Source organism: Asaia spathodeae NBRC 105894, from assembly GCF_025994195.1.
Lineage (GTDB): Bacteria > Pseudomonadota > Alphaproteobacteria > Acetobacterales > Acetobacteraceae > Asaia > Asaia siamensis.
This window is the reverse complement of record NZ_BAPY01000019.1, coordinates 137526-158120: the sequence shown is the minus strand read 5'-3', so window position 1 is coordinate 158120 and position 20595 is coordinate 137526. Positions and strand designations below refer to the sequence as shown.

Here is a 20595-nt window from a genome sequence, read left to right as displayed (position 1 = left end):
GGTATTGTTGCGGCACAAAAAAGAAAAATAGGGCCAGAAGTCATAATCCCGGCAGCAGGCGGGCGATCAGAGCGCCCTCCTGTCATGAACTCAGGACTGGCTGACGCTCGCTGGAAGTTCGTTGACTGTCACGACACGCCAGACACCATTGATCCGCTCCAGAATGGAGAGAGACAGGTTCTGGATCGAGAAGCGCAGGGCGGTGTCAGGATGGACATTCAGGGCATGCGAAATCGCCGCACGAATGGCCCCGCCATGGCTTACCACCACACTATCCTGTCCCTCGCTTCGGTCGGCCAATTCGTCCAGCGCGTGGCCGACGCGGGCACAGACATCAAGCATGCTCTCACCACCGGGAGGCTGCTCGGAGGCTGAAAGCGACCAGAAATTATGGGCCGTCTGACGCAGTTTCAGGGGGAGTTCCTCATGGGGAAGATTATGCCACTCACCCATGGATTGCTCGGTGAAACGCGGCTCGATCGTCAGGTTGCGCGTGCCATATCCCGCCGCGAAAATGGCCTTGGCCGTCTCCTGGGCACGCTTGAGCGGCGAAACAACCCATTGCGCGTCGGCAGGTAATCTCTGACCCAAAGCGGTATAATAGGGCACCTGCAACGCCAGATGCTCGGAGCAGAGATCGACATCGAGCGCACCATAGACGCGCAGCCGTGCCGTTGCCTCGACAATGGCATGACGGATCAGCCAGATGCGCGTCACGCCCGAAGGCAACTGCATGGAATCCAGAAAATGACCATGCGCCTTGGGTTCAGAGGAAGAGGCCGTTGGGGACTGGGTCATGATACCAGAGACTTTCGCGAGAAATGGGAATGAGGCGCATAACGTGGCACCGGATCGGCGGCTTCGAGCCGATCCCAATGCGCAAGGATAAGCGATATTTTCGCAAAGGCGCGGCGTATATCTGCAAATTCACGAGCAAGGCGCGACTGGTCTGTCAGACCCGCATGAGAAGGCTCGCCTGAAACCAGACGCGCGCCGGCACACAGACGCAGCGCACCGGCATTATCGCCCCCCAGTGCGGGGTGCGGCACCGGCACAGGCTGGCCCAGATGACAGAGCAGTTCCGCAAGCTTCTCACCGGCAATCCAGGGCGACAGATCGGCATTGAGCCAGCGATGCAGGGCGCGCGCGCGCTCGAGCGACAAAGGCTTTTCCGCATCTTGCGGATCGTTGACGAGAAAGGAGAAGACAGTCGGCACGACGTCCCAGACTTCCTGACCGTCGATACGCGCGCGCTCAAGCGACGGCACAGGCAAAAGGGTCAGAGCCGCATGGCGCGCGATCACATCGCGGGCCGTAAACTCGAAACGTCTCAATGTCTCGATGATGCGTGTTCGTGGCACAACACCGAACGCCTCACTCTCGGCAAGCGCCGCCTGCCAGCGCAGGGAGAGGCCCAGATTGCCATCACGGGCCAGACGGTCGGGCGTGCGCGTTGCCGGCCAGTCGCAACGATTGAAATACGCTGAAAGCCCCTCGGGGAGAGAGAAGCCAGCCAGCGCCTCGACCTGGCTCTGCGGCAGTAGCACGGCACCGCAGAAAGGCGGCCCAGTCAGAAATTTCGACCCGGTCGTCATGACCATCATGCCACTGCGTACCATCATGCCGACGCGCTCGGGGGCGAGACGCGCCTGACAGGCATCGACAACGAAAGTCAGTTCATCGGGGTAAAGACTGGCCAGTTCCGCCAGCAAATCGTGGCACGGCCCGACCAGACCGGTCTTGGACATATCGAGCTGATGCAGAATGACATGGCGCCCCTCGGCCACCTCGCGTATGACGCAGGCACGCACCTCGTCATTGAGCGCCTTCGTCTCTCTTGGCGACCCGTCAGGATTGCGTATGGCAATACCAAGCAGGCGCGTCTGTTCGGGAAAACCGTCAAGAAGACGTGCCTTGTCAGCGCTGCTACCGAGCGCCGTTTCCGCCGCGAAATGCCGCCCTTGCGCGGCAAGCGGAACGCCACTGCCGGTTTCATCGGGCGCGATCAGCACATTGGTAATCGCCGCTCCCCTGGCCCGCATCAGACCGACAGCCAGAACCGCCAGTTCGCAATCTGTGCCTGAGGCAGCGAGAACGACATTATCCCGCGAGTCGAGACCATAGAGCGCGGCCAGACCGTCTTTCACCGCAAGACAGGAAACCTCACGGGCGCGCGGTGCCGGGGTACCGTGCAGCGCATCCAGCAGGAAAGCCCGTCGGGCACGCTCGGCCCCCAGATAGCCACGCTCGGAGAGGGATGACGCTGTGGAGGATGAAAACGTAACTGCCCAAGGACGCGGGCGATGCGAACAGCCATAACGATTGAGACCGGTCTCCGGGTCGATGCTCAGCCTCTCATCCCCGCCATCTGCCATCAGATATTCCGCCGGCGCCAGACACGACCAGAGCGGCTTGAGACGCGCCAGAAGCAGTGCGGGCTCGACCACCGACACAGAAGCCTCGGGACAGAACTGCGTCAGCTTGGGCCAGAGCGCCGTCACACGCGACGCCGAAGGCGGCTGATCAGCTGCAAAATCATGCAGCCATTCCAGCCCGGCAGGCAATGTCGGGGTATCGCAATCGAGCTGATGGAAAAGCGCTGCCACGCGCGCTGCGACGATAGCCGCCAGCGGGCGATCATGAATGGGCAGCCCCTGAAGAAGGAAGCCCCATTCAAGCGCGTAACGCAGCAGGGTTGGCGCCATATCAGGGCGCTCGAAAGCGATCGCGCCAAGAACGATGGTGTCGGCAGAGACCGTGAAGGGCAGATGAAGGCGCGGCGAAAGGTCGAAAACGACTCGATCAGAGAGACTTTGCAGGTCAGGGCGGTCGAGCGCTGCCAACAAACTATCCGTCACTTTTTCTGCAAGCACGCGGCGCCATCCTGTCATGAAGAGGCCGCTTTATAGCCCAGACCACGATGATTCCCAAATGAGGGGCACGCCACGGACTTCGTATGTGCAACAGCCACTCATCAGTGAATTGCGAGGATTTCTGGCCTCGAAATCTCCCAAGAGTCACAATTATTAACTTAATTCAGACGCCCATCAGCCATGCGTCTTCTTGTCATCGTAGCGCGCGGGCCAACGCTCAGGCCCTGTCACCGCGCACATAGACAGAGAGACGCGACGAGACCATGGGGATGGTCAGCATTGTGCTGCCGAGGGCCATGAGGAGCAGTGCCGTGAAGGTACTATTCGTGATGATGTGCCGATCCAGAAGCACGTTGGCGAAAATGATCATGATCAGGGCTTTTGTCTGAAGCAGCCAGCCAAGCGTGGTCGCCTCGCCTTTGGGCCAGCCGAGCACTCTGCCCGCAATCTGCACACCGATCAGCTTGCCGCCCACCGAGGCGCATAACAGCAAGGCGGCGGCGGCAAAAACAGCCCCACCACCTATGGTCCATTCGGTGCGCAAACCGGTCGACAGGAAGAAAACCGGCATGATTGTCAAAAGCACAAAATGCCGGAAACGGTCCATGTCTTCCTGCCTGAACCAGGCAGCATCAAGCACCGCGCCCGAAAGAAAAGCGCCCACCATGAAATGGAGCCCGGCCCAGTCAGCCGCAAAACCGCAGCCTGCAAGCCAGACAAGGCCGAGATACCAGCGATCCTGCTCTGCAATACGGGCCATGAGCGCGCGAAACGCCAGGGTGGCCAGACCGAAAAGGACCAGAAAGCCCAGCTGGCGCCCCATACGCTCCCAGTCGAGCAGGATGACTGCCAGAACGCCCCAGATGGCCACATCATCCAGACTGGCATAACGCAGGATACGCTGCCCGAACGGTGTCCGCAGAATGGAGAGTTTTTCAAGAAACAGAACGAGGATCGGCAAAGCCGTCACCGCGCAGGCGATACCGATACCGAGTACGACCTGCCAGATCGCGCCTGCCTCACCTCTCCATCCCGGATAACGCACCATCAGCAATGCGGCGAGACTGCCCGTCACAAGAGGCACGGCCAGAGCAAGCCCTGCCGTCAGCCCCGTTTCGCCCCGACGACGCCAGGCCTCGCGGATATCCAGCTCGATCCCCGCCACCCAGACAAACATCATCACCGCCCACCAGGCAATGCCGTTCAGTGCGGTGATCGTGCCGGGCGTAAAGACCGCCCTGTAGTAATCGGGGAAAAAAGCTCCCAGAACACCGGGGCCAAGAAGAATACCACCCACGATCTGCACCACGACGAGAGGCGCCCAGAAATCGGTACGCAGAACCCGCCAGACGAGATAGGGCACGGTATAGATGACCAGCATTGCCATCAGGAATATTTCAGTGGGCGTTTTCGGCAATGGGGGATCCTCGTATTGGCGCCGTCTTTCTGCCAGATGTTCCAATCAAATCAGGTAATCGCCAAGCATAAAAAAAGCGGAGGCCGAAGCCCCCGCTTTTTCTGTTTCTGACCCCGAGAGGGAAAGAACTCAGTTCTTGGCCTTGTCGACCAGCTTGCCCTTGGCAATCCAGGGCATCATGCCGCGCAGCTTTTCGCCGGTCTTTTCGATCTGGTGAACGTCGTTGCGCGCGCGGATGGCCTTGAAGCCGACGCCGCCCGACTGATTTTCCAGAATGAAGTTACGCACGAAGGTGCCGTCCTGAATATCGGTCAGAACGCGCTTCATCTCGGCCTTGGTTTCTGCCGTCACGATGCGCGGGCCGGTGACATATTCACCGTATTCGGCCGTGTTAGAGATCGAGTAGTTCATGTTTGCAATGCCGCCTTCGTAGATCAGATCCACGATCAGCTTCATTTCGTGCAGGCACTCGAAATAGGCCATTTCGGGAGCGTAGCCGCCCTCGACCAGCGTTTCGAAACCGGCGCGGATCAGCTCGACCAGACCACCGCAAAGCACGGCCTGCTCACCGAACAGATCGGTTTCGACTTCTTCCTTGAAGCTGGTCTCGATGATGCCCGCACGACCGCCACCATTGGCCGAAGCGTAGGACAGGGCGATTTCGAGCGCCTGACCCGTTGCGTTCTGGGCAACAGCCACGAGCGACGGCACGCCACCACCCTTCTGGTATTCGGAGCGCACCGTGTGGCCGGGGCCCTTTGGCGCAACAAGGAACACGTCCAGATCAGGACGGGCTTCGATGATGCGGAAATGGATCGACAGACCATGAGCAAAAACGAGCGCTGCGCCCTGCTTCAGGTTCTTTTCGAGTGAGTCCTTGTAGAGCGCGCCCTGGCCTTCGTCAGGCGTCAGAACCATCACGACATCGGCCCATGCAGCGGCGTCGGCGGGGTTCATGACCTTGAAGCCAGCGCCTTCTGCCTTGGCAACAGCCGACGATTCAGGACGCAGGCCGATGACCATATCGGTCACGCCGCTATCCTTCAGGTTATTGGCATGGGCATGGCCCTGGCTGCCGTAACCGATGATGGCAACTTTCTTGCCCTTGATCAGGCCCAGATCACAGTCACGATCGTAATAGACGCGCATCAGAAAGACTCCTCGATGGATTGAAAGACTTCGGTACCACGGCCTATAGCGGCGATTCCGGTCCGGGACACTTCCGCAAGACCAAGCGGTTGCATCAATTCGACGAAAGCATCGATTTTCTCGGCGCTTCCCGTCAGTTCAAAAACGAAAGACCCTGCCGTCGTATCGACGGCATGAGCGCGGAACGCCTGGGCGATACGCATGCCCTCGGTGCGCATTTCGCCCTTGCTGACCACCTTGATCAGCGCCAGTTCGCGCGCCACATGCGGGCCGCACTCCGTCAGATCGCGCACGCCATGCACCGGAATAAGACGCGCAAGCTGCGCCTTGATCTGGGCAATCACCATTTCCGTGCCCGAGGTCACGATGGTGATGCGCGAGAGATTGCGCGTGGCATCGATGGCGGAAACGGTCAGGCTTTCGATGTTATAGCCACGTCCTGAAAACAGACCGACGACGCGGGCCAGGGCTCCGCTCTCGTTTTCGATCAGAACCGCGATGACGGCTCTCTGGATATCCTGTGCCATCAGACCAGCATCATGCCTTCTTGTGTGATCTTGGCTGCATTGGCCTCCTGATCGGGGCCGAGCAGCATCTCGTTATGCGGAGCGCCCGACGGAATCATCGGGAAGCAGTTTTCATCCTGCGCCACGCAGATATCGGCGACCACCGGGCCTTCATGGCGCAGCATCTCATCGATCACGCCATCCAGCTCACCCACGCAGGTGGCGCGCAGCCCCTTGCCATGGAAAGCCTCGGCCAGACGGATGAAATCGGGCAGTGCCTCGCTATAGGATTGCGAATAGCGCGAGCCATGCAGCAGTTCCTGCCACTGACGCACCATGCCCATATAGCGGTTGTTCAGGATGAACAGCTTCACCGGCAGGCGATACTGCGCCATGGTGCCCAGCTCCTGAATATTCATGAGCGTCGAGGCCTCACCGGCGATATCGATCACCAGCGCATCGGGGTGTGCCACCTGCGCGCCGACCGCCGCCGGCAGACCATAGCCCATCGTGCCGAGACCACCCGATGTCAGCCAGCGATTGGGCTTGTCGAACTGGAAATGCTGTGCCGCCCACATCTGATGCTGGCCCACTTCCGTGCTTACGAAGGTATCGCGGCCCAGTGCTTGCGTCGCTTCATATAGACGACGAACAGCATATTGCGGGCGGATGATCGCGCTCGGCGACTGGTCCTGAACGAAACCAAACGAGTCCAGCGCGCGCCAGCCCTCGATCTGCGCCCACCAGGGGCTCAGATCCTGGCCTTCGCCATCCCACGCAGCAAGTAACGCCTCGATGGTGCAACCAACATCGCCCACCAGCGGCACATCGACACGAATGATCTTGTTGATCTGCGACGGGTCGATATCGGCATGGATCTTGAACGAGTTGGGCGAGAACGCATCGACGCGGCCCGTCACGCGGTCATCGAAACGCGATCCCAGCGCGATCAGCAGATCGCAGCCATGGGTCGCCAGATTGGCTTCGTAGCTGCCATGCATGCCCAGCATGCCGAGAAACTGACGATCCGTAGTCGGGAAAGCGCCCAGCCCCATCAGCGTGGAGGTCACGGGGAAATTGGTACGACGCGCCAATTCGCGCAGAGCCTCGGCAGCCTTCGGCCCCGCATTGATCACACCGCCACCCGTATAGAAAAGCGGACGCTTGGCGCGCTTCATGGCGGCAATGGTCTGGCGGATCGCCTCGCCATCGGCGTCCAGATTGGGGCGATACGGGCGATGCAGACGCCCTTCGCCCGGTGCAGGCAGAGGCGCGTTGCCGACCGAGATGTCCTTGGGCAAATCGATCAGAACGGGGCCGGGGCGACCACCTGCGGCCACCTCGAAGGCCTCACGCACGATCGGCGCCAGATCCTGGCCGCGACGCACCAGATAATTATGCTTGGTGGCAGGACGCGTGATGCCGGTCGTATCGGCTTCCTGAAACGCGTCATTGCCGATCAGCGCGGTTGGCACCTGACCACACAGGCAGATGAGCGGGATGGAATCCATCAGCGCATCGACCAGACCAGTCACGGCATTGGTGGCACCGGGACCACTGGTGACCAGCACCACGCCCACCTTGCCGGTCGAGCGCGCATAGGCCTCTGCCGCATGAACGGCGGCCTGCTCATGGCGCACCAGAACGTGACGGATATGATCCTGCTTGAACAGCGCATCATAGATGGGCAGCACCGCGCCACCGGGATAGCCGAAAATGACCTCGACGCCCTGCTCCACAAGCACGCGCAGGAGCACCTCGGCACCATTGAGCGGCGCTGTCGAAGTTTTTCCGGTCTGCTGTGTTGACGCGTTCATGTGAGCGCACCCCTTTCATTGAGCGGGCGGGTTTATGACGGGTGTGAGGATTCGTCAATGGCCGATTGAATGAAAGTTGCTATTTTTTCGAATTCCCTTTTCGAAAATTGCGTACTCTCGTCATATCTTTGCAACGAAATCATGCAATCCTGCTCTGCGCCCAGCGCATGGTGATTGAACCAGGTTGCCTGACGTCTCGTATATTGCCCCGTCGCGATGACAGCGCGGCGGATAGCCTCGTCCAGAGTGAGCGTTCCCGCAAGAGCGGCGCTCAATTCCGGCACGCCATGGGCGCGCATGGCAGGCAATGCAGGCGAAAGTCCCCGTGCGACAAGGCGTTTGACCTCATCGAGGGCCCCGGAATCGATCATATGCGAGAACCGCTCGCCAATTGCCTCGCGCAGCATGTCACGCGGCGGATCCAGCCTTACAGAGACAAAGCGGCACGGTGCCGGCGGCAGGCCTGGCTGACTACGCCAGTACGCAAGCCCCTGCCCTGTGCCACGCAGCACTTCGAGCGCCCTTGCAACACGCTGGCCATCGCTCGGGCGCAGACCCTGCGCCGTTTGCGGATCGTCGCGCATCAGGATTGCGTGTGCCGCCTCGCTCCCCTGTTCGGCCACGAGCGCACGCGCCGCTTCTCGCGCCTCGTCGCCCGGTTCCGGCACTTCCACCAGACCATCGAGCAGCGCACGCATATACATGCCCGTCCCACCGCACAGGATGGGCATCCGCCCCTGTGCCCATGCCGTCTGCATGTCATTCAGCGCCGTCTCGCGCCACCAGGCGACACTGCCCGGCTGGGCTGCATCCAGAACGCCATAAAGTCGGTGCGGCACACGCGCCTCGTCGGCCGCATCGGGGCGCGCTGTCAGCACATGCAGATCGGCATAAACCTGCATGGAATCGGCATTGATCACCGTGCCCCCGACACGTTCGGCCAGCGCGAGCGCCAGTGCCGACTTGCCCGAACAGGTCGGTCCCGCCACAATAAGGGCGATCGGGGCGTCAGCCATTTTGTCTAACTGTCCCAAGCGTTCTTCTCTGATGGGCCAAGATGACCTTACCTTACGTTCTCGTTCTCGTTGCCGACCCTGCACAGGGCACCCTGTCCAAAGATGCCATCGACATCGCCCGGAACATGGTCAAGGGCAAGAACCCCGTCGTGCTTTCGGCGGGCGAAGCCGTCGAAATTCCGTGCCCCACGCCAGCTCCCGGCGCGCCAACCATTGCCACCATACGCGCAACGCTTGCGCGGCATAAGGTCGATGCGCTGCTGGTCAAGACACGCGGCCGTCGCAAGGCTGTGCTCGTCGCCGATATGGACAGCACCATTCTCGACGGTGAAAGCCTCGACGAAGTCGCAGCCCTTCTGGGCGTGGGCGATGACGTTGCCCGGCTGACGCTCGACACCATGAACGGCAAGCTGGATTTTGAGGAATCCCTGCGTACGCGCGTGGCACTGCTCGAAGGCAAATCGACCGATTGCCTGGAGGAAGTCTGGCAGAAATCACGACTCAACCCCGGAGCCCGGACCCTGGTGAAGACCATGAGCGCCCATAATGCCCGCACGGCGCTCGTGTCGGGTGGTTTTACCTACTTTACGAGCCGTGTCGCTGAAGCCTGCGGCTTTGACGAGCATTACGGCAACGAATTCGACATTCAGAATGGTGTCTTCACCGGCAAGCTCGCAGCCCCGGTGCTGGGTCCCGACAGCAAGGAAGAGCACCTGCAGCGTCTGCTCGAAGAGCGTGGTGTAAAGGCCTCTGCCGCCCTGACCACCGGAGACGGCACCAATGATCTGCCGATGCTCGCCGTGGCCGGTCTGGGCATCGCCTACAAGGCAAAACCAAAAGTCCGCCAGATTATCGAAATGCAGGTCAATCACTCGACCCTGCGCGCCCATCTGTTCGCACAGGGCTACCCGGCGAGTGTTTTCGTGGAGTGAGGGCTTATGGGGCGCTGCCCCATTCCCCGGAAAGGGGCTCGCCCCTTTCATCCCCTTTTAATCAAGGGTGAAGATGGCTTCGATGCTCAGGTCGAAGATTTTTGCGATGGCAAAAGCCAAAGGCAGGCTCGGGTCGTAGCGCTCATTCTCGATCGCGTTGATGGTCTGACGCGAGACGCCCAGCGCCTCAGCCAATGCGCTCTGGCTCACGCCCTGCGCCAGACGCAGATCACGCATCCTTCTACCAAAAGGCGCGCGATCTCTGACAAGCTCAGGGCACCGCCCTGAACCCGTTTCCCGTCACTGACAATCCGAAGAGATCGCATCTCCCTGCAAGCTGCGATCGGCAAAATTCTGGGCCTCGCTTTCGGCGGCATTCAGAAGCGGAGAATGCTCGACACGGTAATGATGGATGCTTACGCGCGTTCCGACAGAGCAAAGCGCCTGGCTGAGCTTCTCCTGCTGAGCAGGGGGCACCTGCGTATCGTTGGTGGCAATACCGAGCATGACCGGTGAAGCCAGCTTGAGCGAAGGATAACGCGCCCACTGCAAGGCAGGAGCGAGGGCATTTTCAGCATCAGGCTGGAACGTATTGTCAGGCGTCAGACCGGCATGTTCGACTGCACCGAAAAAATCACCACGGCATAGTTCGCTCGCCTTGCGATACAAAGGCAAGGCGCGGGGCTTGAAGGCGCTCGACGGATCGAATGAGGTGTCAGCTGCCCCAAGAGACGCCCCCAGCAGAAGACCATAGACAACACCGGGCGCAAAGCGGCGTGCGCCATGCGCCTGGGTCAGGATATGACCGGAATCACCATCGAAATAGGGCGCCCCAAGAGCAATCGTTCCCTTGATCTGCAGGCTCGGCGCGTAGTTTTTCGCCAGAGCCGCAGCCGCCAGCACGGCTTGCGCGCCCTGATCATGACCCAGCAGCACGACATGACCACTCAGGGACGGGAAGCGACGCCGCGCCGCACGCACGGAATCCAGCACAGCCATGCCCCCGGATTTCGCATTCAGATACAGCGCCGCCCCTGGCTCGCCGAGACCGGGATAATCGGTCGCAACCACGGCATAGCCGCGACGCAGCCAGCCTCCGTAGAAGCTCGCCTGTGGGCCACCGATCCCCATGATCGACGGGGCGCAGGTCAGACCGATACCGCTCGTACCGTGAGCCCAGGCCATGACAGGCCACCCTCCGGCAGGCGGCGTACCACGTGGCACCATAACTTCGGCAGAAACGGCAACGAGATGGGTGGGGTCATGCGCGTCTGTGCTGCGATAGGCCATGCGATAGGCCGTGCCAGGGATAGGCGCGTTTTTCTGCTCCATCTTGATGGCCTGACCAGCAGCCACAGGAGCGTAGCGCGATTCGGCGTCTTCATCGGCATCCATGGCGCAGGCGGTCAGGGTCAGGGCGGAAACAGCCATCATGGCAAAGACAGAACGCATCGGACCTCTTCGATCTCAGGGGCGGAAACCAGGCGACAGGAAAACGGCAAACGCCGCGTGACACGCGTGGTTCGGGAGAAGCGACCGGCAGGGTGACCTGACGGTCTGGCAAAATCATGACGGGTATTGCCTCGTTCGCCTCGGCTCAGCCAGACGTTTTCTGTAACACGGCCCATCCGTCGGACGGAGCATGACGCCCTGTGGCAATGGGCTGGTCAGGCCACACGCTCCGTGACCGGAGGCCGGTTGCAATGCAGAAAGACCCGGATCATTTCACAGGAACGTGAATGCACTCCGCCAAAAATAGAATTATTTTTCTTTTATGTGTTAAAAAAGAGAATATTAATTTTCCACAGAGCGAGGCTATCCGTCGGTGCGAGAGTTGAGAACCGCATCCGGTGGCAGATGCTATAAGGCCCGCATTGGGCGCGGGTCCAGCGCGCCACGCCGATTGCGGTCGCAGAGGAGAGGAAGACGTTTCATGAGCAGTCTGATTCAGCATTACATCAACGGGTCACGTACCGAAGGTCATGGCAGCGCGCGGGGCGATGTGTTCAACCCGGCCACGGGTCAGGTCACGGCGCAGCTCGCCCTGGGTGATGTGAAGGACGTCGATGACGCCGTTGCGGCTGCCAAGGCGGCCTTCCCTGGCTGGGCACAGACGACGCCTCTCGCTCGTGCCCGCGTGCTTTTCCGCTTTCGTGACCTGATCGAGAAACATGCGCGCGATCTGGCGGCAGTCATCACTGCCGAGCATGGCAAGGTGCTGTCGGATGCGCTCGGCGAGGTCACGCGCGGCATGGAGGTGGTGGAATTCGCAACCGGCGCCCCTGAACTGCTCAAGGGCGAATTCACCGAGCAGGTCGGGCGCGGGATCGATGCCTGGTCGATGCGTCAGCCTCTGGGCGTGGTGGCTGGCATTACCCCGTTCAATTTTCCCGTCATGGTGCCGCTCTGGATGGCGCCGATGGCCCTCGCCTGCGGCAACTGCTTCATTCTCAAGCCCTCTGAGCGCGATCCCTCGGCCTCGCTGATACTGGCCGATCTGCTCAAGCAGGCCGGTCTGCCCGACGGTGTCTTCCAGGTTGTTCACGGCGACAAGCTGGTGGTCGATGCGCTGCTCAAGCACCCCGACGTGCAGGCAATCAGCTTTGTCGGCTCGACCCCCATCGCCCGCTATATCCACGAGACCGGTGTGGCTCATGGCAAGCGCGTGCAGGCACTCGGCGGCGCCAAGAACCACGCCGTCATCATGCCCGATTGCGATCTCGACAAGACAGTCGATGCATTGATGGGCGCTGCCTATGGCTCTGCCGGTGAGCGTTGCATGGCCATTTCCGTGGCGGTTGCCGTCGGGCCCGTCGCCGATGCCCTGATCGAGAAGCTGATCCCCAAGGTCGAAGCGCTCAAGATCGGCAATGGCACCGAGGACGCAACCGAAATGGGCCCTCTGGTCACGAAAGTGCATCGCGAGAAAGTGGCTTCCTATGTGACGATCGGCGCAGAGGAAGGGGCGACACTCCTTGTCGACGGGCGTGATTTCAAATCACCGCAGAACCCCGATGGCTTCTTCATCGGCGGGTCGCTGTTCGATCATGTGACACCGGAGATGCGTATCTATCGCGAGGAAATCTTTGGCCCGGTTCTGGCCGTGGTACGCGTGCCCGATTTCGAGACCGCCCTCACGCTGGTCAATGAGCATGAATTCGGCAATGGCACAGCCATCTTCACCCGTGACGGTGACAGCGCCCGCGCCTTCACGCACCGGGTGCAGGCAGGCATGGTCGGTGTGAACGTGCCGATCCCGGTGCCCATGGCGTTCCATTCCTTCGGCGGATGGAAGGCATCGCTGTTTGGCGACCATCACATGCATGGCGCCGAGGGCGTGCGCTTCTTCACGAAATACAAGGCCGTCACCTCACGCTGGCCGACCGGCATCCGCCAGGGTGCTGATTTCGTCATGCCCACGCTCGGCTGACGGGATTTCCGGCGCACGGCGCCGCAAAACGGCCCCAAACGGGCGCGAGGGTCTCCCCCTCGCGCCCGTTTTGCGTTCCGGCGCTTTGCGCAGGCCGGAACTCGGGTTATGTCCCATCACAAGAACTGGAACACACGCCAAACCGGAGGATATCCCATGAGCGACACCATGCCAGACCGTCTGAGCGCCACTCCGGGCAGCCCGTTTTATGACGAGGCCCTGCTGGAAAAAGGAATCGGCATTCGCTTCAATGGCGAAGAGCGCACGAACGTACAGGAATATTGCATCAGCGAAGGCTGGGTGCGCCTGGCCGTTGGCAAGACGCTCGATCGCAAGGGCAACCCGATGACGATCAAGGTTTCGGGCAAGGTTGAAGCCTGGGTCAAGGGCCCTGAGGGCGACAACGCCTGAGACAACAGGCAAGGAGTACACCCATGACGCCCACACGGATCATCATCGACACGGATCCCGGTCAGGACGACGCCGTCGCCATTCTGCTGGCGCTGGCCTCACCCGAAGACATCACGGTCGAGGCGATCCTGACGGTGGGCGGCAATAGCGGCATTGCCAATACCACACGCAATGCCGCCGCCATTCTCGAACTGGCCGGGCGCGCCGATATTCCGCTGCACAGCGGCTGTGACCTGCCCCTGTCGCGCCCCCCGGTACGGGCCGATCATGTTCATGGCGAGAGCGGGCTTGATGGCGCCGATCTGCCACGCCCGACAAAACAGACCGATTCCCCCCATGCGGTGGAATTCCTGATCGAGACCCTACGCCACGAGCCTGAGGGCAGCCTGACCATCGTCACGCTCGGGCCCATGACCAATCTGGCGACGGCGTTGCAGAAAGCACCTGATATCGCGCCACGCATCAACCGCGTGGTTTCCATGATCGGTGCCTGTTTCGAAGGGGGAAATATTACCCCCAATGCCGAATTCAACGCCTATGTCGACCCTGAGGCCGCCGCTATCGTGCTCGGCTCGGGTGTGCCCGTGGTCATGCTACCGCTCGATGTGACGCATCAGGTTCTGACCACCCCTTCCCGTCTCGGCCGTATCAGGGCCATTGGCAATGAAGCCGGTCGCTGCGTCGGCGGGATGCTCGGTTTTTCCGAGCGCTTCGACCTTGAGAAATACGGCTGGCCCGGCGCGCCCCTGCATGACCCCTGCACCATCATGTGGCTGCTGCGCCCCGATCTGTTTCAGGGCCGTCTGGTCAATGTCGAGATCGAGACCCAGAGCGCGCTCTCTGCCGGCCAGACCGTCGTCGATTACTGGAGCGTCACAGGACGCCCCGCCAATGCGCTCTATCTGCGCGATGTCGATTCAGACGGGTTCTATCAGGTACTGACAGAGCGACTGTCGCGCCTGCCCTGAAACGTCTGACTTGCGCGTCTGATTGGCGCGTCTGGCCTGATACAGAAAGACCCCGGATCGCGTCTGCGCTCCGGGGTCTTTTCGTTATTACACCGGTCGGAAATTCTGCCCGGTCCGGGCCTCGCCGAAGGGAGAACCTCCCTTCGGCTGCTGGCATTTACCAGGCGAAGCCGAGCGTTGCCTGAGCATTGCGGCGTTCGCCGTAATAGCAGAAGGCCTGGCCGTAGGCTGCATAGGCAAGGCAGTTGGTCACGTAGTTCTTGTCGAACAGGTTGCGCACATTGGCGCCCACCGTCCAGCCTTTGAGCGATCTGGACACATTGACCAGATCGTAACGCAGCGATGCATCGAACAGCGCATATTGCGGCACATTGGCGCTGCCATAGCTGGCCTCGCCACCATAGGCCGACGCCGAATAGCGCATGCCTGCGCCAAAGCCGAGCGATCTGAGACGCCCGCCTGGCACGGTGTAGAAACCGAACAGCGAGGCATTGCCGCGGCCGGACTGGATGAGCGGCTTGCCGGTGGAATCATCATGCACGCGCTGCACGCTGACGGCGGCATCGACGGTCAGGTTATGCCAGCTGTCCATATGAGCCTCGAATTCGAAGCCATCGGAATGCACAAGACCCTGCTGGGTGTTGTAGATCGAGTTGGGAATCGACACGAGCACATTGGTCTGCTCGATGTGGAAACCCGCCGCCGTCAGCAGGATTGGCGTGCCGGGCAACTGATATTTCAGACCGCCTTCAAGCTGCTTGCCGATAGACGGGTTCGCCTGATGCGTGGAACCGCTCGTTTCGAGCACCACACCTGTCTGCGGCTGAAACGAGGTGGCGTAGCTGATATAGGGCGCCAGACCGAACTTGAAGTGATAGAGCCCCGATGCACGCCAGGTGATCTGGCTTGGGCTCTGCTTCGAGTTCGAGTCCGAGAGATACTCGATCTGGCGCGAGCGGAACCAGTCATTGCGGATGCTGCCCGTCAGGATCAGCCCGCCCCAATGGATCTCGTCCTGTCCGTAGGCGCCGATCTGGTGGGAATCCACCTTGTAGCGCGCATAGGTCTCGAGAGGGTCGATCCCCATATCGTAATTGGGCGCGAAGACATTCAGATCAGGCGCGTTGCTCTGCCCGGCTGTCTCATTGGCCCATTGTTGCTGATAGTCGAAACCGGCCATGAGCATATGGACGAACGGGCCCGTGCGCAGCTTGCCGTGGAAGCCGCTATCGAAGGCGAGGTTGCGCGTGTGCTCGGTGGTGCCAAAGCCATAGCGCGGCAACATGCCATCCGCATCCCAGTAACCCGCATTATAGACACTGCGATATTGCGTGCTGAGATCGTCATAGCGACCGCGTGTCGAGAAGCTCCAGTCGTTATTGAAACGATGGGTGTAGATATAGGTGAAGGCACCGTGCTTACGGTTGAATTTCTCGAAGCGCGCATCGCCATCATAGAAATTGCGCGGCAGATAGCCACCAAACGGCGCAGGCTTGAGCGAGCCTTCCAGCGGCACACCGCCATAGGTGCCTGCCTCGGGGTCATACTGGTAATTGCCGATCAGGGTCAGCGTATCAGGGCCGTTACCGCCGAAACTAACGGTCGGGCTGATAGAGAAACGGCGGCTGCCTGTGCGGGTCAGTTGTGTATGCTGACCATTGACGGTGCCATAAACGCGATAGCGGATTGACCCGTCTTTGGTCGCATAGCCGCCCATATCGGCATCGACACGATAAAGGTCGAACATGCCGCCCGTCGCATTGACCGAGCCATAGGAGGCCTTGTCGAGCGGCGTCTTGCTTTGCAGCGCCACAAGACCACCCGGGCTGGACTGGCCATAAAGCGCCGAGGCTGGCCCCTTGAGAATTTCAAGCCGCTCGAGGCGGGACGTGTCGATCTGGGCGATGGCATAGCCCGTCGGGCTGTCCTGCAGACGAAGACCGTCGAGAAACTCGGGAATGGTAAAGCCGCGCAGCTGGAAGAGGTCGTAACGCGTCCCCACGCCACCGCGCAGGTCTGGCGTGATACCGGCTGCGTAGCGAATGGCCTGATTGAGCGTCAGAACGCCACGGATATCCATCTCGTTACGCGTGACCACCGTGACTGACTGCGCGGTCTCGATCAGCGGCGTGTTTGATTTGGTGGCCGAAGAGGCAATCGTGGCCCCCTTTTGCCCGCGCACCGTCATATGTTCGACATTGGCCGCCTTTTCCGACGACGTGGCGCGATGCACGGCCGATTTCGACGCGATGGCCTCATCGGGTTGGACTGTCGCATCCTGCTGTTTTTCCTGCGCCCATGCGCTCCCGCTCATCAGAGCCGTGAGGGAAACACACATCGCCAGACCCATACGGGTAAAATCCGCGCGCATAAAATCGTCCTGCCGTGAGAAAACGGCAGACGCTTAGCGTTAGTGCGAGTCATTCGCAATTTAAGTTATCCGAACGTTACTTTTCCCCAATCTTACTGTGGCGCAAATATCACCATAGTGTGAACGGGGTTAATGCCCGTTCAGCTTTGGCCACCATCCAGCAGGGCCTTCACCGCCGCTGCGACAGCGCTGCCAAGCGCCTCGTTATTCTCTGGCGTGAAATGAACGCCGTCGATCCCGTCGGTGGTGACATGCTGTCCTGCGTCGAGGAAGCCCACCCCTTTTGCGATGGCCAGCCCCTCATACTGTGCCGCGAGTGCAGCCATTTTGGGCTCGGCTCCGGCAAACTGGGCAGCAAGCCAGGGGCCAGGAATAGGGCCAAGGGGTGGAGGTGCTACAACGAGCATTTTCGGCGCCGGATAGGCTGTCCCGACTCCGCCCCCGCTCGCCTTCACCTGCCCGATCAGACGGGCCATGCCGAGGGCGATGTCATGAGGGGTGCGTCCATACGCGATCTTGGCATCGTTTGTGCCGAGCATGACCACGACAAGATCGAGTGGCAGGTGACTGGCCAGCGCGGTCGGCAGATAGGCAGAACCATCCAGACGCGCGTCATTGGGATCGGCAATGGAGGTGGTACGTGCGCTCAACCCCTCCTCAATCACACGGTACGACGACCCAAGGCATCGTCCCATCACACCGGGCCAGCGTTTTTCTGCGGCATAGCGCGTGGTGGGCGTGCCTTCCGGGACAGGGACCCAGCCCCAGGTCAGAGAATCGCCGAAGCAGAGAATATGTCTGAAAGCCATGCCACCGGTTCCGGGCAAGAGGGGAACGAACTGGGCGTCATGGCAGCACGTATCCGCGCCTGACAGAACCTCTTTTTTCCGAACCGCATGGATAACGCGGCGAGTTCGTTACTCTGAAATATCGATCGGCCGTGCCTTGCCTTCTCCGAATAACGACAGGGATTTCCGAAGAGTAAAACAGGAGCTTCTGGTTCCTGGAGAGTTGCCATTCCCGCCCCCTCCGCGCCAAGCAAAGAAAGCAGTTTTCCACAAGGGAAAAATATCGGCTCATTATACGCACAAAGAATAGATTTTTTTCTTTATTTGCGTGATGCGTTTTTCGACAAGCTGTCATCCCAAAGCCACAATGAATGACAAAATATGTTGCCTTCTTGATACAATTATCATTTCAAAATAGACAGAATTTGTTGGAACGAAATCGCCCTTCGGGGTCATCTTTTAAGGATGGGTCATGAACCTGCTTCGTCGCTTTCCGCGCCATTGTCGCAAGATCTTCGCTGCTGGCGCCCTGACCCTTCTCGCCACGACTGCGATGCCGGAATCGGCCCAAGCCCAGATCGCCGTATTCAAGACGGCCTCGAGCCCGTGGCTTCAGGATATCGTTCTGACTGGCCTGCTCGAAGGCGGTATTACGGCCAATCCGGCACGCCCCGATAACGGCATCAACTTTGGCAATTTTCTTGGCGATCATGCCAATCAGGCCCAGCTCAACCAGCTCAGCCTGACGCTCGCGAAACCCATCGATCCGACCAAATCGACCTATCAGGTCGGTTTCACCATTCAGGGCCTCTATGGCTCGGACGCGCGCTATTACCATCTGCTGGGCGTGTCCAACCGCGCCATCGGCGACCGTTACCAACTCATCCCGGCACAGGCCCATGTCGATGTTCATGCGCCTCTGCTGACGCCGGGCGGCATCGACATGCAGGCAGGCATTCTGCAGGCCCCGATGGGTGTCGAGGTTCTCGACCCGTCGGCGCGCCCCTTCTACACACTGGCCTATACGTCACAATACTCCGTACCCTTCGAACATCTCGGCGCCATGTTCCACTGGCATATTACCAAGATGTTCGACTTCAATTTCGGTATCGATACAGGCAACCAGACCACGTTTGGCGGCAATGACAACAACAATGCCGCAGCAGGCTATTTCGGTTTCAACGTCAACGGTCTGGCCGATGGCAAGCTGAACATCGTCGAACTGTCACGTGTCGGGCCCGAAAACGGCGTAGGCGCAATAGGGCCTATTGCCAACACGGCGCAACGTTTCTGGAACGATATCGCAGCCTACTACACCCCTACCGACAAGCTGAGCCTGACTGGCGAGTTCAACTTCCTCCATGACAACGGACTACATGCCGAAACCTGGAGCGTCGTCACGTTTGCAGGCTACAAGATTACCCCGAGCCTGACCTTCAATTATCGTGGCGAACTCTATCGCGACAGCACTGGCCTGTTTGTCGTCAGCTTCCTGAACAACCAGGCTTATATGAACGCCTTCAAGGGCGGTTATGCTCCGGCTGAATCCGCGCCTGCCACCACCTATGGCGCATTGACGCTGGGAGTCACCTATAAGCCCGATCTGGGCCATGGGGTGCGCATTTTCGCCCTGCGCCCCGAAATCCGCTTCGATCGCTCGCTCAACGGCACCACGCCTTTCAATGACGGGCGCAATAGCGGCGTCTTCACCTTCGGTGGCGATGCCATGATCGGCTTCTGACAGCAGGGGTCAGAGACAAAAAAGGCGCAGTCCCGAGAGGGGCCGCGCCTTTTTTCATGACCTCAGCCCGCCTCAGAGTGCTGCGAGCAGCGCGTCAACATCACGGGATTCGGTTGCCCAGCAGGTGACGAGACGAATCAGGACGCCATCGAGACCCGGCGGATTGGTCCAGCGGTAGAATTCATAGCCCTGCGTTTCGAGTTCAGCGACAGCGCGCTCGGGCAATACGACGAACACCTCATTGCCCTGCACCTCGAAAGGCAGGGCCGCCACCGGGAGGCGGCGCAGGCCATGGGCCAGACGCTGAGCCATGGTATTGGCGTGAGCCGCATGACGCAGCCAGAGATCGTTTTCGAGCAGGGCATGGATCTGGGCACTGAGATAACGCTGCTTGGACCAGAGATGACCGCTGCGCTTGACGCGCCGCAGGAAGTTCCTCGCCAGATCCTCGCGAAAGATCACGACTGCCTCAGCGGCCATGGCGCCATTTTTGGTGCCGCCGAAGCTGATCATGTCGAACCCGGCTCTCCAGCTCACATCGGCAGGGCGGCAGCCAAGCGCTGCAATGGCATTGCCCAGACGGGCCCCGTCGAGATGCGTGGCCAGCCCCGCCTCTCGGGCCCGCGCCGTCAGGGCGCCGAGCTGCTCGAGCGTATAGACCGTGCCCCACTCTGTGCTCTGGGTGAGAGACAGGGTCTGGATCGGGCTGGTATGCACACCATGACCGCCATTTTCGGTCAGTGCCCGGTCAAGATCAGCAAGGGCCATCCGCCCATCGGCAGAGGGAAGCGGCACCAGCTTGGCACCGTGCATGAAGAATTCCGGAGCGCCACCTTCATCATTGGCGATATGGGCGCTCTGGTCGCACACCACTGCACCGAAAGGATCGGTTGCCGCAGACAAGGCAAGGCTGTTGGCCGCCGTACCGGTTGCAACCGGAAAGACCCAGACATCGTGCTCGAACACCTCACGCGCCAGAGCCGAAAGAGCCGCAGTCGTCCTGTCTTCACCATAGGCGGCAGCAGACCCATGATTGACACGGTCGAGCGCCCTCATCACTTCAGGGCAGACAGGGGCGATGTTGTCACTCGCGAAGTTCTTGCGTATTGCCTCGGTCACGTCCGTTCCTCACTTCGTTTGCAGGCCGCGCCTCGGTTTTTCAACCAGCCAGGCCCC

The 20595-nt window shown here is 60.4% G+C and carries 17 protein-coding genes; 5 read left to right on the top strand and 12 right to left on the bottom strand.

Translation table 11 applies throughout. From position 1 onward, the window contains the following. Positions 1-90 precede the first annotated feature (90 nt). The 7 genes from AA105894_RS09200 to miaA form a co-directional block, all read right to left on the bottom strand. Positions 91-798, bottom strand: coding sequence for a histidine phosphatase family protein (locus tag AA105894_RS09200; protein ID WP_267311458.1), 708 nt, complete (start codon positions 796-798; stop codon positions 91-93). Next, positions 795-2891, bottom strand: coding sequence for a hypothetical protein (locus AA105894_RS09195; RefSeq protein ID WP_267311457.1), 2097 nt, complete (start codon positions 2889-2891; stop codon positions 795-797). Before AA105894_RS09195 ends, AA105894_RS09200 begins: the two co-directional genes overlap by 4 nt. A 199-nt stretch (positions 2892-3090) precedes the next feature. Beyond that, positions 3091-4260 (bottom strand): cation:proton antiporter, encoded by a 1170-nt coding sequence (locus AA105894_RS09190; RefSeq protein ID WP_267311456.1) that lies wholly within the window; start codon positions 4258-4260, stop codon positions 3091-3093. Positions 4261-4419: 159 nt separating this feature from the next. Then, the gene (gene ilvC / locus AA105894_RS09185) at positions 4420-5439 is read right to left on the bottom strand and encodes a ketol-acid reductoisomerase (protein WP_188425747.1); all 1020 of its coding nucleotides are present in this window, start codon (positions 5437-5439) and stop codon (positions 4420-4422) included. Continuing rightward, complete coding sequence (gene ilvN, locus AA105894_RS09180) at positions 5439-5966, bottom strand: acetolactate synthase small subunit (RefSeq protein ID WP_267311455.1); 528 nt, start codon at positions 5964-5966, stop codon at positions 5439-5441. The genes ilvC and ilvN overlap by 1 nt, the downstream gene beginning before the upstream one ends. Continuing rightward, complete coding sequence (gene ilvB / locus AA105894_RS09175; protein ID WP_267311454.1) at positions 5966-7762, bottom strand: biosynthetic-type acetolactate synthase large subunit; 1797 nt, start codon at positions 7760-7762, stop codon at positions 5966-5968. Before ilvB ends, ilvN begins: the two co-directional genes overlap by 1 nt. 32 nt (positions 7763-7794) lie before the next feature. Then, positions 7795-8796, bottom strand: coding sequence for a tRNA (adenosine(37)-N6)-dimethylallyltransferase MiaA (miaA, locus tag AA105894_RS09170; RefSeq protein ID WP_373316755.1), 1002 nt, complete (start codon positions 8794-8796; stop codon positions 7795-7797). A gap of 23 nt (positions 8797-8819) precedes the next feature. Here miaA and serB point away from each other — a divergent pair, with 23 nt between their 5' ends. Continuing rightward, entirely contained in the window at positions 8820-9710 is an 891-nt protein-coding gene (gene serB, locus AA105894_RS09165; protein ID WP_267311452.1) for a phosphoserine phosphatase SerB, read from the top strand. A 57-nt stretch (positions 9711-9767) separates the two neighbouring features. Here the strand turns inward: serB and AA105894_RS09160 are convergent, their stop codons facing one another. Together AA105894_RS09160 and AA105894_RS09155 are read right to left on the bottom strand one after the other, a co-directional pair. Continuing rightward, entirely contained in the window at positions 9768-9947 is a 180-nt protein-coding gene (locus tag AA105894_RS09160; RefSeq protein ID WP_267311451.1) for a helix-turn-helix transcriptional regulator, read from the bottom strand. A gap of 63 nt (positions 9948-10010) precedes the next feature. After that, entirely contained in the window at positions 10011-11162 is a 1152-nt protein-coding gene (locus tag AA105894_RS09155; protein WP_267311450.1) for a lipase family protein, read from the bottom strand. A gap of 481 nt (positions 11163-11643) precedes the next feature. Between AA105894_RS09155 and AA105894_RS09150 the strand changes: the two genes are divergently transcribed. From AA105894_RS09150 to AA105894_RS09140, 3 genes are all read left to right on the top strand, one after another. Next, positions 11644-13140 (top strand): CoA-acylating methylmalonate-semialdehyde dehydrogenase, encoded by a 1497-nt coding sequence (locus tag AA105894_RS09150; protein WP_267311449.1) that lies wholly within the window; start codon positions 11644-11646, stop codon positions 13138-13140. 156 nt (positions 13141-13296) lie between these two features. Continuing rightward, entirely contained in the window at positions 13297-13551 is a 255-nt protein-coding gene (locus AA105894_RS09145) for a DUF3297 family protein (RefSeq protein ID WP_188425740.1), read from the top strand. 23 nt (positions 13552-13574) lie between these two features. Beyond that, positions 13575-14519 carry a nucleoside hydrolase gene (locus AA105894_RS09140; protein ID WP_267311448.1) on the top strand — a complete coding sequence of 315 codons (945 nt, stop codon included), beginning with the start codon at positions 13575-13577 and terminating at the stop codon, positions 14517-14519. A 157-nt stretch (positions 14520-14676) separates the two neighbouring features. Here the strand turns inward: AA105894_RS09140 and AA105894_RS09135 are convergent, their stop codons facing one another. Together AA105894_RS09135 and AA105894_RS09130 are read right to left on the bottom strand one after the other, a co-directional pair. Further along, a complete protein-coding gene (locus AA105894_RS09135) occupies positions 14677-16890 on the bottom strand; it encodes a TonB-dependent siderophore receptor (RefSeq protein ID WP_229719625.1) in 2214 nt (737 codons plus the stop codon). Positions 16891-17030: 140 nt separating this feature from the next. Next, positions 17031-17699 carry an SGNH/GDSL hydrolase family protein gene (locus tag AA105894_RS09130; protein ID WP_267311447.1) on the bottom strand — a complete coding sequence of 223 codons (669 nt, stop codon included), beginning with the start codon at positions 17697-17699 and terminating at the stop codon, positions 17031-17033. 451 nt (positions 17700-18150) lie between these two features. On the opposite strand from AA105894_RS09130, the gene AA105894_RS09125 reads away from it, so the two are divergent. Next, the gene (locus tag AA105894_RS09125; protein WP_373316754.1) at positions 18151-19419 is read left to right on the top strand and encodes an outer membrane beta-barrel protein; all 1269 of its coding nucleotides are present in this window, start codon (positions 18151-18153) and stop codon (positions 19417-19419) included. Between the two features lie 72 nt (positions 19420-19491). Here the strand turns inward: AA105894_RS09125 and AA105894_RS09120 are convergent, their stop codons facing one another. After that, the gene (locus tag AA105894_RS09120) at positions 19492-20538 is read right to left on the bottom strand and encodes a threonine aldolase family protein (protein WP_267311446.1); all 1047 of its coding nucleotides are present in this window, start codon (positions 20536-20538) and stop codon (positions 19492-19494) included. Between the last annotated feature and the right edge of the window lie 57 nt (positions 20539-20595).

Excerpts from the sequence above, each read along its gene's own strand:
- AA105894_RS09200 (WP_267311458.1), bottom strand. The coding sequence starts at position 798 with ATGACCCAGTCCCCAACGGCCTCTTCCTCTGAACCCAAGGCGCATGGT.
- AA105894_RS09195 (WP_267311457.1), bottom strand. The coding sequence starts at position 2,891 with ATGACAGGATGGCGCCGCGTGCTTGCAGAAAAAGTGACGGATAGTTTG.
- AA105894_RS09190 (WP_267311456.1), bottom strand. The coding sequence starts at position 4,260 with ATGGCAATGCTGGTCATCTATACCGTGCCCTATCTCGTCTGGCGGGTT.
- ilvC (WP_188425747.1), bottom strand. The coding sequence starts at position 5,439 with ATGCGCGTCTATTACGATCGTGACTGTGATCTGGGCCTGATCAAGGGC.
- ilvN (WP_267311455.1), bottom strand. The coding sequence starts at position 5,966 with ATGGCACAGGATATCCAGAGAGCCGTCATCGCGGTTCTGATCGAAAAC.
- ilvB (WP_267311454.1), bottom strand. The coding sequence starts at position 7,762 with ATGAACGCGTCAACACAGCAGACCGGAAAAACTTCGACAGCGCCGCTC.
- serB (WP_267311452.1), top strand. The coding sequence starts at position 8,820 with ATGACCTTACCTTACGTTCTCGTTCTCGTTGCCGACCCTGCACAGGGC.
- AA105894_RS09160 (WP_267311451.1), bottom strand. The coding sequence starts at position 9,947 with ATGCGTGATCTGCGTCTGGCGCAGGGCGTGAGCCAGAGCGCATTGGCT.
- AA105894_RS09155 (WP_267311450.1), bottom strand. The coding sequence starts at position 11,162 with ATGCGTTCTGTCTTTGCCATGATGGCTGTTTCCGCCCTGACCCTGACC.
- AA105894_RS09150 (WP_267311449.1), top strand. The coding sequence starts at position 11,644 with ATGAGCAGTCTGATTCAGCATTACATCAACGGGTCACGTACCGAAGGT.
- AA105894_RS09145 (WP_188425740.1), top strand. The coding sequence starts at position 13,297 with ATGAGCGACACCATGCCAGACCGTCTGAGCGCCACTCCGGGCAGCCCG.
- AA105894_RS09140 (WP_267311448.1), top strand. The coding sequence starts at position 13,575 with ATGACGCCCACACGGATCATCATCGACACGGATCCCGGTCAGGACGAC.
- AA105894_RS09135 (WP_229719625.1), bottom strand. The coding sequence starts at position 16,890 with ATGCGCGCGGATTTTACCCGTATGGGTCTGGCGATGTGTGTTTCCCTC.
- AA105894_RS09130 (WP_267311447.1), bottom strand. The coding sequence starts at position 17,699 with ATGGCTTTCAGACATATTCTCTGCTTCGGCGATTCTCTGACCTGGGGC.
- AA105894_RS09125 (WP_373316754.1), top strand. The coding sequence starts at position 18,151 with ATGAACCTGCTTCGTCGCTTTCCGCGCCATTGTCGCAAGATCTTCGCT.